The sequence below is a fragment of the Chachezhania antarctica genome, from assembly GCF_003646465.1.
Classification (GTDB): domain Bacteria; phylum Pseudomonadota; class Alphaproteobacteria; order Rhodobacterales; family Rhodobacteraceae; genus Chachezhania; species Chachezhania antarctica.
The window spans coordinates 1-14400 of sequence record NZ_QZEX01000012.1 but is presented as its reverse complement, the minus strand read 5'-3'; the positions used below and the strand labels follow the sequence as shown (position 1 = coordinate 14400).

Here is a 14400-nt window from a genome sequence, read left to right as displayed (position 1 = left end):
CTCACGCGGCCTCCGTCAGTGTCCGTCGCGCCAGCCGTTCGGCGGTTTTCAACGCAGCAGAGGTCATGATGTCCAGATTGCCGGCATATTTCGGCAAGTAGTGGCCCGCGCCTTCGACTTCGAGAAACACGCTGACCTTCAGCCCGGTGGCGTGGTCGTCGACGCCCGGGATGCGCACCGCGGCGTTGTTGCCGATGGTCTCGAACTGGATTTCCTGTTTCAGCCGATAGCCAGGCACGTAGTCCTGCACCTCGGCGATCATCGCTTCGACCGAGCGGCGCACGGCTTCACGATCAGTCGTTTTTGCCAAACAATAGACGGTGTCGCGCATGATCATGGGCGGCTCTGCGGGGTTGAGAATGATCACCGCCTTGCCCTTTGAGGCGCCACCGACCTCGCAGATTGCGCGCGATGTGGTCTCGGTGAATTCGTCGATATTGGCGCGGGTGCCTGGTCCGGCCGAGCGGGATGAGATCGAGGCGACGATCTCCGCATAGCTGACTTCGGCGACTCGCGACACCGCCGCCACAATCGGGATCGTGGCCTGGCCACCACAGGTCACCATATTGATATTGGTCTCCGCCAGGTGGTTGTCCATGTTCACCAGGGGAACAACATAAGGACCAACGGCCGCCGGGGTCAGGTCGATCATGATCTTGCCCGCGTCGCGGACAATCTGGTCATTGCGCTTGTGCGCGCCCGCGGACGTGGCATCGAAGACAATGCCAATCTCGGACCACACGGGCAGCCGGGTCAGCCCCTCGATGCCTTCATGCGTAGACGCGATGCCAAGCCGTGTGGCACGGGCCAGACCATCGCTGTCCGGGTCGATCCCGACCATGGCGCCCACCTCCAGAACGTCCGAAGTCCTCATGATCTTGATCATCAGATCGGTGCCGATATTGCCCGAACCGATGATTGCAACCTTGATCTTGCCGGTCATGCTCCCGCCCCTCCGTCGTCGAAATTCACCTGGATTGGCGAGAACCCGGAAATCTCGGCCAGATATGCCTCGCCCGGTCCCACCGGGACCATCGGCCCGAAAGCCCCCGACATCACGATGTCGCCTTCAGCCAGTGGTTGGCCCAGCTGCGCCATGCGGCGGGCCAGCCACAATGTCGCGTTGAGCGGGCTTCCCATGCAATCTACGCCAAGCCCGTGTGAAACGACGCGGCCATTGCACGACAGGATGCCGCCGCAGAGTCGCAGGTCGAGATCGGTCAGCCGACGCGCGCCAAGGCCCAGAAGGAACCCCCCGCCCGACGCGTTGTCGGCCACAGTGTCGACCAGTTTGATGTCCCAATCTCGGATCGCGGTGTCGACCACTTCAAGCGCCGGAACCGCATAGGCGACACGGCGGATCAGTTCGGCCATCGGCGCCTCGGGATCGTCGAAGCCGCGGTCCATTACGAAGGCCACTTCCAACTCGGCCTTTGGCTGCATGAAGCGGCCGGTGTCGACGACCTCGCCATCGGTGAAGAAATAGTCGGCCCAAAGCATCCCGTAATCGGGTTGGTCGATGCCCATCTGAGCCTGAACCGCCGGCGAGGTCAGCCCAATCTTGCGACCAACCAACCGTCGTCCCTGGCCAAGCCAAATCTTGTTTGCGGCGTCCTGCACCGCATAGGCGTCCTCAACCGTGTCCAGCCCGTGACTTTCGCGCAGCGGCGGGATCTGTTTCAGCTCTGTCCGGGCGTCCACCAGCGCCGTGGCCATGTCGTCGATGCGCCCGCTCATGCGGTGCCCCGAGGCTGGCGGGCGTCTTCGTCAATCGGCAGATAGTCGCCCCGCCAGTGCAGAAGCGGCGGCTCGGGAAATGTGCGGGCCCGCAACACGCGCCCTACCAGGATCGTGTGATCGCCGCCGGGAAGCGTGGTTTCGAGGCTGCATTCGATCCAGGCCGCTGCACCTTTGATCAAGGGCAACTCGACAATTCCTTCGTCAAGGTCAAGATCGGCAAAGCGGTCAACATCGGCGGTCGCAAAACGCCGCGACACCTCTTCTTGATCCGCCGCCAGGATATTCACTGCAAAGCGTTGCGCGCGCAGGAAAACCGGCAACGAATAGGCTTCATTGCGCAAACTCCATTGCACCAGCGGCGGGTCAAGCGACAACGAGGAGAACGATGTGGCCGTGACGCCATAATGCCCCTCCTCGTCATCATGCGTCGTCATGACCGTGATGCCGGTGGCAAAACGTCCCAGCGCATCGCGGAACGCTGTCGGCGCCAAGGGTGGTGTCGTTTTGGCACTGACAAGGCGTTTTGCCTGTGTGTTTATCGTCATGACTTTGCTCTCCTTGTCTCAGGGTCGGTTGGGCCGATGAAACCACGTGTTTCCGTTCCGGGTCGCGGTCAGCGGCCCAGCAGGAAGTCGATGTGAATCCGATTGAAAGTTTCGGGATCTTCGAATTGGGGCCAGTGGCCGCATTCGTTCATCACTTCGAAGCGCGCATCGGGAATCGCATCCGCGATCTTGCGGCCTTCTTCGGGCGCTGCGGTGGGATCGTGCGAGGTCCACAGAACCAGAGTCGGCGTTGTGATCTTGGCACTGTCCTCGGGGCTGAACATGTTCCGCTGACGGATGTCCATTTCCTGCAGGCACAGGATGCGTTCCATGATGTCGGCATAGCCGGGCTGTGCGTAGATTGCCCGGCGCACTTCGACGAGATCGTCATTCACCTTGGAATGGTCGTGCATCAGAAATTCCAGCCGCGTTCGAATCCGCTCAGGCGACGGATCGTTCACCGCTTCCATGGTCAGCCGCTTGATGCGTTCCATCACCTCCGGATAAGCGGTCCAGCCGCCGGCCGTGTTCAGTACAGTGCGGTCGAGCCATTCGGGATGATGAACCGCCATCCATCCGGCCACCCAGCCGCCAAGGGACTCGCCCGACACATGCGCCTTTTTGTGTCCGAGCGCCTTGATCACATTGATCACGTGCTTGGCATAGTCAGCGATTTCGTAATCCAGCTTCGGCTTGTCGCTCCAACCGTGGCCGACAAGGTCGATTGCATAGGTGCGGAAATGCTCGGCATGGGCGGCAAGATTGCGGCTGTAGGCCTCGGCGTGGCCGCCGGTCCCGTGGATCAGGATCAGCAGCGGTTTGTCTTCGTCACCGGCCGCCAGATAGCGGGTGCGGACGCCGCCCGCATCCAGATAGCCCTGGGTAAAAGGCACCCGCGTCAGGTCGGTCCAGATGGATTTGTGTTGGGACGTCATTGTCATCTCATACTCCACGTTTTTCACTCTGCTGCGTCGCGCTGCAGGCTGCGCGCGGGTTCAGGATCACCAGCCAGCGCCAGCGCATCGTTGACCAGGCGCATCATCTCTTCGTCCTGCACCTGAAGATAGTTGGAGGCAGTGGTCCGGATCGGATCGCCCGCATAGTAGCGCTCGTACTGAAGCAGCCGTGAGCCAAACGCCTCACCGGAAAGATCCCAGGCAAGCTTGAAAAGCCGCGCCCGATCTACCGAAGACATTCCGCCTGCGCCCTGGTAATAAAGGTCCGTGTCTTCAGACAGTTCGGGGACAGTGAATTCTGCGCCCGAGGGCATCATCATGAACCCGCCGGCGGCAATGGTCTGAATGGTCTCCACCAGCTTCGGGTAAGCGGTTGGCAGGAAGGTGCGCAGCGCCTGCAAAGGGGCCAGAGCCGGGCGCACCGTATCATGGCCGGTTTGCTCACATTCCACTTCGGAGCGCACCAAGCCGCTCTTGAGAAACTCGATTCCGTTCAGGGCCTCGCCCAGCATTCGCTGCACATGCAGGAATTGGTCGGCGCCAATCGAACGCGCGACAGCCATGGCCACGCCCACTCCGAATTGCAGTTTCACCAGCGCCCGCGTGTTGGTCTGGTGCGCGGTGTAGTTGCGCAGCGCCGTCTCGGTATAAAGCGCGTTGTTGAGCGCAACGTCGCGATACATGAACACCCGTTCCCATGGAACAAAGACATTGTCGAAGATCAAGAGCGAGTCGTTCTCTTCGAAGTTATTCGACAGCGGATGATCAAAGTCGGACCGCTGCCCATCGACGGTGTAGGGTTCGCGGCAGATCTGCTTCACGCCCGGATCGGACACCTTAACTGCGAAGGACAACGCGTGGTCGGCGTCACTTTCCGGGATGCCGGGCAGGCAATACATCAGCATTTCGTCCGCAACCGCGCCGAGCGTGGCCACCATCCGCGCGCCCTGCACGTAAATGCCCTCATCGGTTTCCTTGACCACCCGCATGTGCAGGTTTTTCTGTTCGGAAGACGATTTGGTCCGGTCGTTCTGCGGCGAAATCAGCGCGTGGCTGAGAAACAGATCGTTGTCGCGGATGTATTTGTAGTAATTGACGATATTGTCCGCAAAGCGGTCGCCGCCGCGGGCGAAAACCTCGCGCGCTTCGGCAAATGCAAGCAAACTGGCGTTAAGGAAGTCCGGGGAGCGCCCCATCAGGCCGAAATTCATCGACGCCCAGAGGTAATAGGCATCGCGGCGGCGGCGCAGATCTTCGGACGTTTTCGCCGGCATAAAGGCCATGCCGGCCCGCTGACCGGTTTCGGGGACTTCATAGGTCAATGTATTGCGGGTCGCCGGATCGACCTGGGCTTCATAAAGCCGGGCCAATTGGCGCACGATCCGCGAGAAGGCCGGATGCGTGGTGACATCCTCGACCTTTTCGCCGTTAATCCAAACTGCGCGCGGGTTGGCTTTCAACCCGTCGATGAATTGCTGTCCGCTACGGACTCCCATGTCTCACTCCTGCTTTTCGTGTCGACTTTCGCCAAGCGCGTCGGCCGTCTGGTTGAATCCGTGGCGTCAGGCCGGTGTGGCCGTCATGATGCCCATGCCCGTAAGCCATTCCGGAATAGGTTCGTAGAACAACACGTCTGATTTGTAGCCCTGACCCAGGGCCGCCAATGCAGCGATCCAGCAACGCACCTCATGGCTGCCCCGGCCACCGGTCTGCGAGATCGTTTGGTCGTCTGATGAGTCGAGCGTGGAGAGATCACCAGCCGCGAAGCCGTCCAACAACATCTTGTCCCAGTCAGCATCGAGCGCTAGCAGCTTCGACTGCCCGGCGGCAAAGCGCGGCCCCTCTCCCATCACGTTATTCTGTCGTGCCGTGCGCGCCGAGTGCGGCAGCGGGCCGCCGTCAATCAGCCGTTGGCGCACTTCCGGCGTTGCCGTGTCCAGCGAGGCAATTGGCGGATCGTGCGACAACCCGCCGGAACCCACGATCAGCACCCGTTCAGGGCACGATGCTGCCCAGCGGCCGACCGCCTCGCCGAGAGCGCGGACCCTTGCCATCGTCGGCCGCGGCGCCAGGGCACAATTCACGAAAATCGGGATCATGCGCGTCAACGGCACCTTTGCCGAGAGCAATTCGATCGGCTGAACACCGCCGTGATCCACATCCATGCGGTAGGAGACCGCAACATCGACGCCTTCTTTCAGCGTGTGTTCGGCGCAGGACCAGGCCCGGCCTGCGGGAATATCGAGCTTGCCCGCAACGGTGCCGAAATCGCCCACGGAGTCGCCTTCGATTCCGATGCAGAAAGACGGCAGAAGTTTGTAGAAGAAACCGTTCACGTGGTCCGGATGAAAAATCACCACCAGGTCCGGATCGGCTTCAGCAACATAGTCGCTCGCCTTGTCGATGGCCCTCCAGAATCGTTTCTCGGCCTCAGGTGCCGCGCGGTTCCGATCCATGATAGGGCTGTGCGACATGCAGACGCTTCCAACAATCATTTCGTCTCCTCCTCTCCGAGAGGCGTCCGCTTCTGCCCCGTGTCAGGGTGAGCGGTTTCGCCGAATGCCGGACAAGGTCTGTAACCTCCCGACACTCAAGAAATGACGCCCCCCTTGATTTTCCACAACGACCACCTCCATACTGTTCACGTGGCGAACGGGAGTAGGTCATGACAATAGCTGGCGATTCCGATACCGCCTCCCCCTACAAGGAGATACGTGCGGTCACGCGCGCTTTGGATCTGCTGGAGGCTGCGGGTGATCTGGGGTGGGCAAAGGTCGGCGAACTTGCGACCTTCACCGGAATCGACCGCGCCACGCTGTATAGGCTTATCCACACGCTTGAACTCAAAGGTTATCTTATGCGCCGCGCCGAGGATGGCTCGGTGTCGCTGACCGAGCGGGTACACCAACTCAGCGATGGCGTTCGGTACGAAGATGTCGCGACGCAGATCATGTCGCAAATGCTGCACGAACTCACCGAGCAGGTCATTTGGCCAAGTGATTTTGCGACGCTGGTTTCCGGGCAGATGGTGATTCAGGCGTCCAGCCACAAATACAGTCCTGTTTCGGTTCACCGTAGGCTGGTGGGCAAGACGCGGTCCGTTCTCCGTTCGGCGCTGGGGCTTGCCTATCTTAGTTCGCTCGGTCGCTCAGACTTGGCGCGCACTCTGGACATATTGCACCGAATCGGCACGCTCGATGGCCAGGACCTTGCGATTCTGGGCAACATTGATGGTCGGCTTGACGAAATCCACCGGCGCGGTTACGCGCTATCGGTCGGGTTGATCGAAGAGAACATCAGCGCCATCGCCCTGCCCGTCAAACTCGGGCGCAAATCGATCGGCGCAGTCAATATCGCCTTTTTCCGCACGGCGATGTCGCCCGCTGAAGCGGCTGCGACTTGCCTCCAACCCCTGCGCGAGTGCATTGCCCGGTCCGAGGCGGCTCTGAAAGCGCAAACGCGTTATTGAGTCATCCAAACGAGGCATCCAATAAAGGATGTTCGCCAAGTGAATACTTTAGACTTTGCCCTTCAGGATTTCTCTTTGTGCCTCTAGCGATAACGAGGCGGTGAGGGGGAGACTTGCAGTCTCGCGAACCGCCTTTTGTCGCGTCAGAACGGATGCCGCGGCATCTCAACAAGGTAGGGAGGACCTTAATGTCCATTTCAACGATCTGCCGTCGTTTTACGGCGTTAACCCTTGGTGTCGCTCTGTCGACCACCATTGTTTCTACGGCCAACGCGCAGGAAGTTACGCTCCGTTTCGCGAGTTTTACCGGCCCAACAAACTTCCTGAATACCGGTCTCTTCGAGCCCTGGTTCAAGAAGCTGGAAGAGGAATCGGGCGGCAAGCTCAAGGTGGAATTCCTCACCGGTGGCTCGGCTGCCGCTCCAAACGAAGTGTTCGATTCCGTCGAGGCGGGCCTGATTGATCTTGGCTGGAGCATTACATCTTATAACTCCGGTCGGTTTAAGTCGGCGGGCGTCACAGAGCTGCCACTTCTTGCCAGCGGCTCTTCCGAGACATCCGCAGCCCTTGCAGCCCTCTATGAGGACGGCCTCATCGAGGGATTTGAGTCCGTGAAGGTGGTTGGCATCGGTACCGCTGATATTGCGCGTTTGCACCATTCCGGCGAGATCACCGGGTTGGACGATTTCAAGGGCGCCAAGGTGCGCGCTGCGGGCAGCGTTCTCTCGGCCATGATCACCGCCGTTGGCGCCACTCCGGTCGGACTGCCGGCTCCGGCCATCGCTGAAGCGCTGTCCAAGAATGTGGTCGATGCGGCCGCTGCCGACTGGTTTGCTGTCGAAGGGTTTTCGCTGCTCGACGTCACGCTCGGCCATGTCGACATCCCGCTCGGTACGACGCCGATGTATATCGTCATGAACCAGAATACCTACGATCGCTTGCCGCCGGATATCCAAAAGGTCTTCGACGACAACCCGCCGTCCGCCTTCGCCGCATTCTGGGGCCCGGGTCTTGAGGACGAGAGTAATCGTGTCCGGGCCGTGGTGGAATCAACGCCAGGCCATCACATCATCGTCCCGAGCGAAGCGGAAATGGCCAAATGGTCAGCGGCCGCCGACAAGGTGATCGCGGAGTGGGTCGAGGCCACGCCCAACGGGGCGACTGTGCTGGACGCATACCGCGCTGAAATCAAAGCCTGGCGCGAGAGTCAGTAACGCAGGGGAAGCGGATGTCTGCCGCCACAGCCAACGTTACCGAGGTGGCTGGGGGTGGGCTGCGCGAGTTCGCGGCCCGCCAGCTGGCCAACGCGGCGGGCCTCATGCTGCTCGGGTTGTCGCTCGCCTTCACCCTGGATGTCCTGCTGCGCTGGAGCATTTCGGCACCAATCCTCGGATTGTATGAAGTTGCAGAACTTTGCTTTGCGGTTGTTATGGCGCTGGCTCTGGTCTGGACGAACACGCGACAATCGCACGTTGCAATGGGTATACTGGCCCAGATCACAGGTCGTGAGGCCGCTCCGCGCCTGATCGCGGCGGGCCTCGGCTTGTTCGTGTCCTGCCTTTTTGCATGGTTTCTTATCCGATACGCCATCGGGAAAGCGTCACATGGCGAGACGACGCTGGTTACGGGGCTGCCCAAGGCCCCGTTCTGGGGTGCGGCCGCTGTTATGATCGGGCTCGCGGCGCTGGCACAGCTTGCGGTCTTCGTCTCGGAACTTGCCTCCTATCTTCGGAATCCGGGCAAACGGCTGCGCGATGTGGTTCCGCCCACGCTCATGGTCGCCGCCGCTTTCGCGGTGATGCTGAGCACGGCGTATTTCGCACCGACGCTTGGGGCGGGGCCAAAGGTCCTGGCCTCCTTCGCTATTCTTTACCTCCTGGCGCTGGCGCATGTCCCGATTGGCGTGGCATTGGCGATTGCCGGGCTTGGCGCTGTCTTGCTTCAGATGGGGTTTCGCCCGGCCCTGCTCATCGGCACAAATAACCTGACCGGAAGCCTGTCCAGCGTCGATCTGGCTGCGGTGCCGTTGTTCCTGATGATGGGAAACCTCGCGGTCGCGGCAGGTTTTGCCGATGACATCTTCACCGCTGCGACGGCGGTTTTTGGTCGCCTGCGCGGCGGCCATGCACTCGCCGCTGTCATGGGCTGCGCTGGTTTCGGTGCCATCAGCGGCTCGTCGGTGGCCACCACCGCCACGCTTGGCGGTGTCGCTTTTCGCGAGATGCAATCACGCGGCTATGCGCCGGGGCTCTCGACTGGCAGCATCGCCGCCGGCGGCACACTGGGCGCGCTTATTCCGCCCTCAGTGGTCCTGATCATCTACTGCGTCATTTCCGAAATTTCGATCGCCAAGGCGTTTACGGCAGCGATTGTTCCGGGGATGCTGGCCCTGGCGCTCTACGTCGCGTCTGTCCTTATCCAGGTCCGGCTGCGTCCCGATGCGGCGCCGGTCCCCGACAGTTCCGAAACTTTCGCCCCGGTCTACGCGCTGCGCATCGCCTGGCGCCCGATCACCCTGTTCCTGGCTGTGCTGGGGGGGCTTTATGGCGGCGTCTTCACCGTGCAGGAGGCCGCTGCGGTCGGAGCCGGTTTCTCCTTCGTGGCTTGGCTCATGTCGGGCCGCGCCTCTGTCAGCGGCCTGTTCGAAGCCTTGCGGGATGCTGCGGGCACCAGCGCCGGACTTTATCTATTGATCATCGGCGCCAATATCTTCGGTAGTCATCTGAACTTTGCGGGTATGGCTCAGGCTTTGGAGGCCGTGATCAACCCGGATACCCTGCCCGCCTGGGCGGTTCTGACCTTGCTGGCCATCATGTACCTGGTGCTTGGAAGCATCTTCGACACAGTGGCCGCCGTGGTCATCACCGTGCCCTTTGTGTTGCCCATCATCCTGTCAATGGGTTTCGATCCGATCTGGTGGGGCATCGTCACGCTGACACTTGTCGAAATCGGCATGATAACCCCCCCGATTGGAATGAACGTGTTCGTGATGAAGGCAGTCGTGGGCAATCGCGTCCGGCTTTCCACCATCTTTGGTGGGGTATTGCCGTTTCTGGCCGCTGATTTGTTGCGCATGGTGCTGCTTATCGCCTTTCCCGCGATCTCGCTTTGGCTTGGCGGGGTGTTGAGTTGATCGTCCGGACCGCCTTCGTCGGCTGGGGTCATCCAGTCACATCAGATATTCGAACGGAGCCTACCCCATGACCAGCCTCCAGGACCGCGCGGCCCTTCTCGATAATGCCGCTTTCGCAACCCGGCCCGTGCCGCAACTCCCTCCGGACAAGGCTCTGTCCGTCGAGGACGCCTATGCCATCCAGGCGATTGTGGTTGCGCATCGACTGGCGCGGGGCGAACGACTGGCTGGGGTGAAACTCGGCCTCACCAGCGAAGCGAAGATGAAACAGGTTGGCGTGAACGAGGTCATCCTCGGTCAACTCACCGACGCGATGCACCATGACGAAGGCGACAGTTTGGACCTCGGCCCGCTGATTCATCCCCGTGTCGAACCCGAAATTGCATTTGTGCTGCGCAGCCCACTGCCGCCGGATCCGACACCGCAGGAAGCTCTGGCCTGCGTCGAGGCGGTGGCCCCAGCGCTGGAGATCATCGATTCCCGCTACGACGGATTCCGTTTCGACCTTGGCGATGTGATCGCCGACAATGCGTCCTCTGCCGGCTATGTTCTTGGCCGCAGGTTCCCGCCTGAAACCGAGATTAGCGATATCGCCATCTCGATTGCCATGTCGGACGGGCCGGAAGAGACTGGCTCAAGCGCCGCAATTCTCGGGCATCCCCTCAACGCGTTGGCGGCGGCCGGGCGCCTCGCCTGCGCGCGTGGTATCAGCACATCGGCAGGCGACGTGGTCTTGGCCGGGGCCGCCACCGCCGCCATTTCGCTGTCTGCGGGTGCCGTTGTCAGTGCCGAATTTGGCCCGCTCGGCCGGATCGAGCTTCGCCTCAGCCCGTCACCAACGCTTGAAACCTGAGCCACACGTGAAGGAGAGAACCCAATGCCGATAGCAGAAATCCTGATCTTCGAGGGTCGAAGCGACGACCAGAAGCGCGCGATCATGCGCGAGGTCACCGACGCCCTGGCGCGGTCCATGGATGCCGAGCCGGAGCGCATTCGCGTGATCCTGAAAGAGATCCCGACAAATCACTTTTCGGTTGCGGGCGTCTCCATCGCCGACAGCCGCGCCGCCGGAAACCCACCAGGAAAGAAGTAGTTCGACCATGCCCCATTTTACCGCTTCGGACGGCGCTCGCCTGTTTTATCGCGATGGCGGTGACGGGCCGATCCTGGTTTGCCTGCACGGCCTGACCCGGAACGGGAGCGATTTCGAACTGTTGCGTCCGCTTTTTCCGGACCACAGACTGGTTGCCCTCGACGCACGCGGGCGCGGCCTCTCCGAACAAACCGGCGCGGAGACTTACACCGTGCCCCGCGAAGGTGAGGATGTCCTGAACCTGCTCGATCACCTAGGGATCGAGGCCGCGCCATTTCTGGGTACATCGCGCGGCGGCATGGTGACCATGGCGCTGGCCGCGCATGTCCCGGAGCGCGTCCTGGGCCTGTGTCTGAATGATATCGGCCCCGAAATGGAGCCGGACGGGCGGATGCGGATCACCACCTATGTCGGGCTCCAGCCCAAAGAACGCAATATTGACGCGCGCATTGCGGCAATGTCCACGCATCATCCGGGGTTTTACGGCGTGCCCGATGCGCGGTGGTGCGAAGAGGTGCAGCACCATTTCGCCGAAACGCCGGACGGGTTGCGTATTACCTACGACCCTGCCCTGCGCGACGCTTTCATGGCCACGCTAGACCGGGCGCCGAACATGTGGCACGGATTCGACGCGCTTGCCGGGCGGCCGGTGGCGGTGATCCGTGGGGAAAATTCGGACATCCTATCCACCCGCATTGTCGAGGAGATGGCGCTGCGGCGGCCAGACCTGATCCGAACCGAAGTACCCGACCGGGCGCACATGCCATTTCTGGACGAGCCGGAAAGCCTTGCGGTGTTACGAGCCTACCTCGCTGCGGTGGCGGCAGCGGAGGGCAATTCCTGACCCGATGACAAAGGGAGTGTGCCGATCATGGCTTTGGTGGGCCCCGTCCGTGACAGCGCTTGAACCAAGTGACGGCTTCGATCAAGAACAGGATCTCCACAAGCCCCTGTGGCTTCGCGATCCGTCCCACCAACCGGAATATTCTTGATGATCCGCCATTTCGTATTCTTCACCGTCCCGAACGACCACTCAATAACAGACGACCGAAAGGTTCTGCAGATTCTGACCCAAATTCCCCATGCCAGTCACCTTGAGATTGCTTTGAACCGCAAGACTGGCAAATGCGAAGGGGCTTTGTTGCACAAATCGGGTGAGGGGATTCATGTTGTGAATCCAGTGTGATAGCTGGAGGTCTTGAGCAGCTGGGCACCGACAAGATACAAGACCACGAACTGGTCGGCTTACAAAAGCACGCTGAAGCAGCGTGGATCACTGACGATCTGGTTTGATCCCGAGATGACCTGGACACCCCCGCCAAGCGGCAGGCGCGGCCGACAGCAGAGTTTCAGCGACGCCGCGATCCAGACCTGGCTGACCCTGAAAGTTCTATTTGGTCTTCCGTTGCGTCAAACGACCGGGTTCGTGGAAAGTCTCCTGCGTCTGGTCGGTCTGGACTGGACGGTGCCGGATTTCAGCACACTGAGCCGCCGCCAAGCAGTGTCCCAACGGTTGGTGTAATTCCCGCCGGTAGCGCGGGCTGAGCGGAGCCTTCGCGTAGCGAAGCGAGGCCCGCGTGGGTCGCTTGGCGGCCACGGTTGTTCTTCGGCTAAGGTTCGGTTTGCCGACCTGACCCATGACCGAGGAGATCAACCGTGACCAAAGACAGCCTATCAGAGACCGCAGCCTTGCGCGCGCTTTTGTCGGAGACGTCCGACACCCACCTGCTGGCCGAGATGCTCGGGTTTGTTGCCGACCGGCTCATGGCGCTGGATGTCGACCAGCTCTGCGGCGCCGGCGCGCACGAACGCAGCGACGACCGTGTGAACCGCCGGAACGGATACCGGTCCCGGGCCTGGGAGACGCGTGCAGGCCGGGTCGATGTGAAGATCCCGAAGCTGCGCAAGGGCCGCTATTTTCCCGAGTTCCTGGAGCCGCGCCGGGCAGCGGAGAAGGCGATGACGGCGGTCATTCAGGAGGCCTATGTCCAAGGCCTGTCGACCCGCTCGGTGGACGACCTCGTCAGGGCGATGGGCATGACCGGCGTGTCGAAAAGCCAGGTCTCGCGGCTCTGCGGCGAGATCGACGAACGGGTCGACGCGTTCCTGAACCGCCCGCTGGAAGGCGAATGGCCCTACCTGTGGCTCGACGCTACCTACATCAAGGTGCGCCGCGGCGGCCGGATCGTCAGTGTCGCGGCCATAGTGGCCGTGGCGGTCAACCTGGACGGCCGCCGCGAGGTCTTGGGCATCGCCGTCCAGCCCAGCGAGGCGGAGGTCTTTTGGGACGAGTTCCTGCGCTCTCTCGCGGATCGCGGCCTGCGCGGCAACCGTCTGATCATCGCCGACGATCACAAGGGCCTGAAGGCTGCAGCCGCCAAGGTGCTCGGCGCGACCGTCCAGCGCTGTCGCGTGCATTTCATGCGCAATGCGCTAGCCTGCGTCGGCAAGAAGGACCGCCCGATCGTCACCGCGGCGCTCCGGACCGCCTTCGACCAGGACACGCTCGCGGCCTCGAAAGACCACTGGACCAAGCTGAACGACGCGTTCGAACCACGCCATCCAAAGCTCGCCGAGTTGATGCGCCGTGCCGAAGAGGACGTCCTGGCCTACAAGGGCTTCCCCAAGGATCATTGGCCGAAAATCCATTCGACGAATCCGCTTGAGCGCTTGAATAAAGAGATCAAGCGCCGGACCAACGTCGTCGGAATCTTTCCGAACGAGGCCGCGGTGACGCGTCTGGTCGGAGCGCTGATGCTGGAGCAAAACGATGAGTGGGCGATCACGCGGCGCTACATGACACTGGAAACCGTCGCCGCCATTTGCGACACTGACCCCATGGACCCGGCGAAGATCGCCGCCCTGTAACTGCGGCCAAGCCAAGGCCGAAGAGCAAAGTTACACCATTTCCCGGGACACTATCCGCCGCCAGAAGACGTTGAACGTGCGCCTGCCGTATCGCGGCTCTACGGGACCGCTGAACCTTCTCATCGACAGCACCGGCATCAAGTCGGAGGGCGAAGGCGAGTGGAACGCGCGCAAGCATGGCGGCCCGAAGCGGCGCATCTGGCGTAAGATCCACCTCGGGATTGATGCGGAAACACTGGAGGTCCGGGCTGTCGAGATCACCGGCAGTAATATCGGCGATGCGCCCATGTTGCCCGAATTGCTCGAACAAAGTAACCGACCGATTGGAGCCGCCTGCCTGACGGCGGGGTTCCGAGCTAAGACACGTGCATAACGACGTGCTTAACGACGTGTCTTATTCGGAGGAGCCATGCTGGGCGAGGTTCTGGGTGTCGAACGGCGCCGGCGGTGGAGCGAAGATGAGAAGCTGGTGTCAACGCCGTTTGAATTTTCCCCAGAAGTGCCGAAGTAAAATTCCCCACTTGCTTGGTCCCGGTGATCAGCCGGCGTCAGAGATCTGCAGCTCCGTTTTTTGTTTTTGGTGGCCGCCCGCGTCG

The 14400-nt window shown here is 61.4% G+C and carries 14 protein-coding genes and 2 pseudogenes; 10 read left to right on the top strand and 6 right to left on the bottom strand.

Features of this window, described 5'->3' with window-relative positions:
• Position 1: 1 nt before the first annotated feature.
• The 6 genes from D4754_RS19205 to D4754_RS19180 form a co-directional block, all read right to left on the bottom strand.
• Complete coding sequence (locus D4754_RS19205; RefSeq protein ID WP_071974388.1) at positions 2–943, bottom strand: acetaldehyde dehydrogenase (acetylating); 942 nt, start codon at positions 941–943, stop codon at positions 2–4.
• On the bottom strand, positions 940–1737 hold the full coding sequence (locus D4754_RS19200; RefSeq protein WP_071974389.1) for a 2-keto-4-pentenoate hydratase: 798 nt from the start codon (positions 1735–1737) through the stop codon (positions 940–942). Before D4754_RS19200 ends, D4754_RS19205 begins: the two co-directional genes overlap by 4 nt.
• On the bottom strand, positions 1734–2285 hold the full coding sequence (locus D4754_RS19195; protein ID WP_071974390.1) for a flavin reductase family protein: 552 nt from the start codon (positions 2283–2285) through the stop codon (positions 1734–1736). The genes D4754_RS19200 and D4754_RS19195 overlap by 4 nt, the downstream gene beginning before the upstream one ends.
• Positions 2286–2353: 68 nt before the next feature.
• A complete protein-coding gene (locus tag D4754_RS19190) occupies positions 2354–3220 on the bottom strand; it encodes an alpha/beta fold hydrolase (RefSeq protein WP_036562808.1) in 867 nt (288 codons plus the stop codon).
• Between the two features lie 23 nt (positions 3221–3243).
• Positions 3244–4737, bottom strand: a complete 1494-nt coding sequence (locus tag D4754_RS19185; protein ID WP_071974391.1) for a 4-hydroxyphenylacetate 3-hydroxylase family protein — start codon at positions 4735–4737, stop codon at positions 3244–3246.
• Positions 4738–4803: 66 nt separating this feature from the next.
• On the bottom strand, positions 4804–5736 hold the full coding sequence (locus D4754_RS19180; protein ID WP_071974392.1) for a 3-carboxyethylcatechol 2,3-dioxygenase: 933 nt from the start codon (positions 5734–5736) through the stop codon (positions 4804–4806).
• A gap of 170 nt (positions 5737–5906) precedes the next feature.
• On the opposite strand from D4754_RS19180, the gene D4754_RS19175 reads away from it, so the two are divergent.
• The 10 genes and pseudogenes from D4754_RS19175 to D4754_RS19130 form a co-directional block, all read left to right on the top strand.
• A complete protein-coding gene (locus tag D4754_RS19175) occupies positions 5907–6710 on the top strand; it encodes an IclR family transcriptional regulator domain-containing protein (RefSeq protein WP_083545808.1) in 804 nt (267 codons plus the stop codon).
• Positions 6711–6898: 188 nt separating this feature from the next.
• Entirely contained in the window at positions 6899–7924 is a 1026-nt protein-coding gene (locus D4754_RS19170) for a TRAP transporter substrate-binding protein (protein ID WP_071974393.1), read from the top strand.
• Between the two features lie 14 nt (positions 7925–7938).
• Positions 7939–9843, top strand: a complete 1905-nt coding sequence (locus D4754_RS19165; RefSeq protein ID WP_083545811.1) for a TRAP transporter large permease — start codon at positions 7939–7941, stop codon at positions 9841–9843.
• Positions 9844–9910: 67 nt separating this feature from the next.
• Entirely contained in the window at positions 9911–10696 is a 786-nt protein-coding gene (locus D4754_RS19160; RefSeq protein ID WP_071974394.1) for a 2-keto-4-pentenoate hydratase, read from the top strand.
• Positions 10697–10720: 24 nt separating this feature from the next.
• Complete coding sequence (locus D4754_RS19155; protein ID WP_071974395.1) at positions 10721–10936, top strand: 2-hydroxymuconate tautomerase; 216 nt, start codon at positions 10721–10723, stop codon at positions 10934–10936.
• A 7-nt stretch (positions 10937–10943) separates the two neighbouring features.
• A complete protein-coding gene (locus D4754_RS19150; protein WP_071974396.1) occupies positions 10944–11780 on the top strand; it encodes an alpha/beta fold hydrolase in 837 nt (278 codons plus the stop codon).
• Between the two features lie 147 nt (positions 11781–11927).
• A complete protein-coding gene (locus D4754_RS19145) occupies positions 11928–12122 on the top strand; it encodes a hypothetical protein (protein ID WP_121066843.1) in 195 nt (64 codons plus the stop codon).
• A 12-nt stretch (positions 12123–12134) separates the two neighbouring features.
• Positions 12135–12434 (top strand): annotated as a pseudogene (locus D4754_RS19140) (transposase); the annotation flags it as partial.
• Between the two features lie 158 nt (positions 12435–12592).
• Positions 12593–13804 (top strand): IS256 family transposase, encoded by a 1212-nt coding sequence (locus D4754_RS19135; protein WP_121066840.1) that lies wholly within the window; start codon positions 12593–12595, stop codon positions 13802–13804.
• A gap of 55 nt (positions 13805–13859) precedes the next feature.
• A pseudogene (locus D4754_RS19130) lies at positions 13860–14114 on the top strand (transposase); the annotation flags it as partial.
• Between the last annotated feature and the right edge of the window lie 286 nt (positions 14115–14400).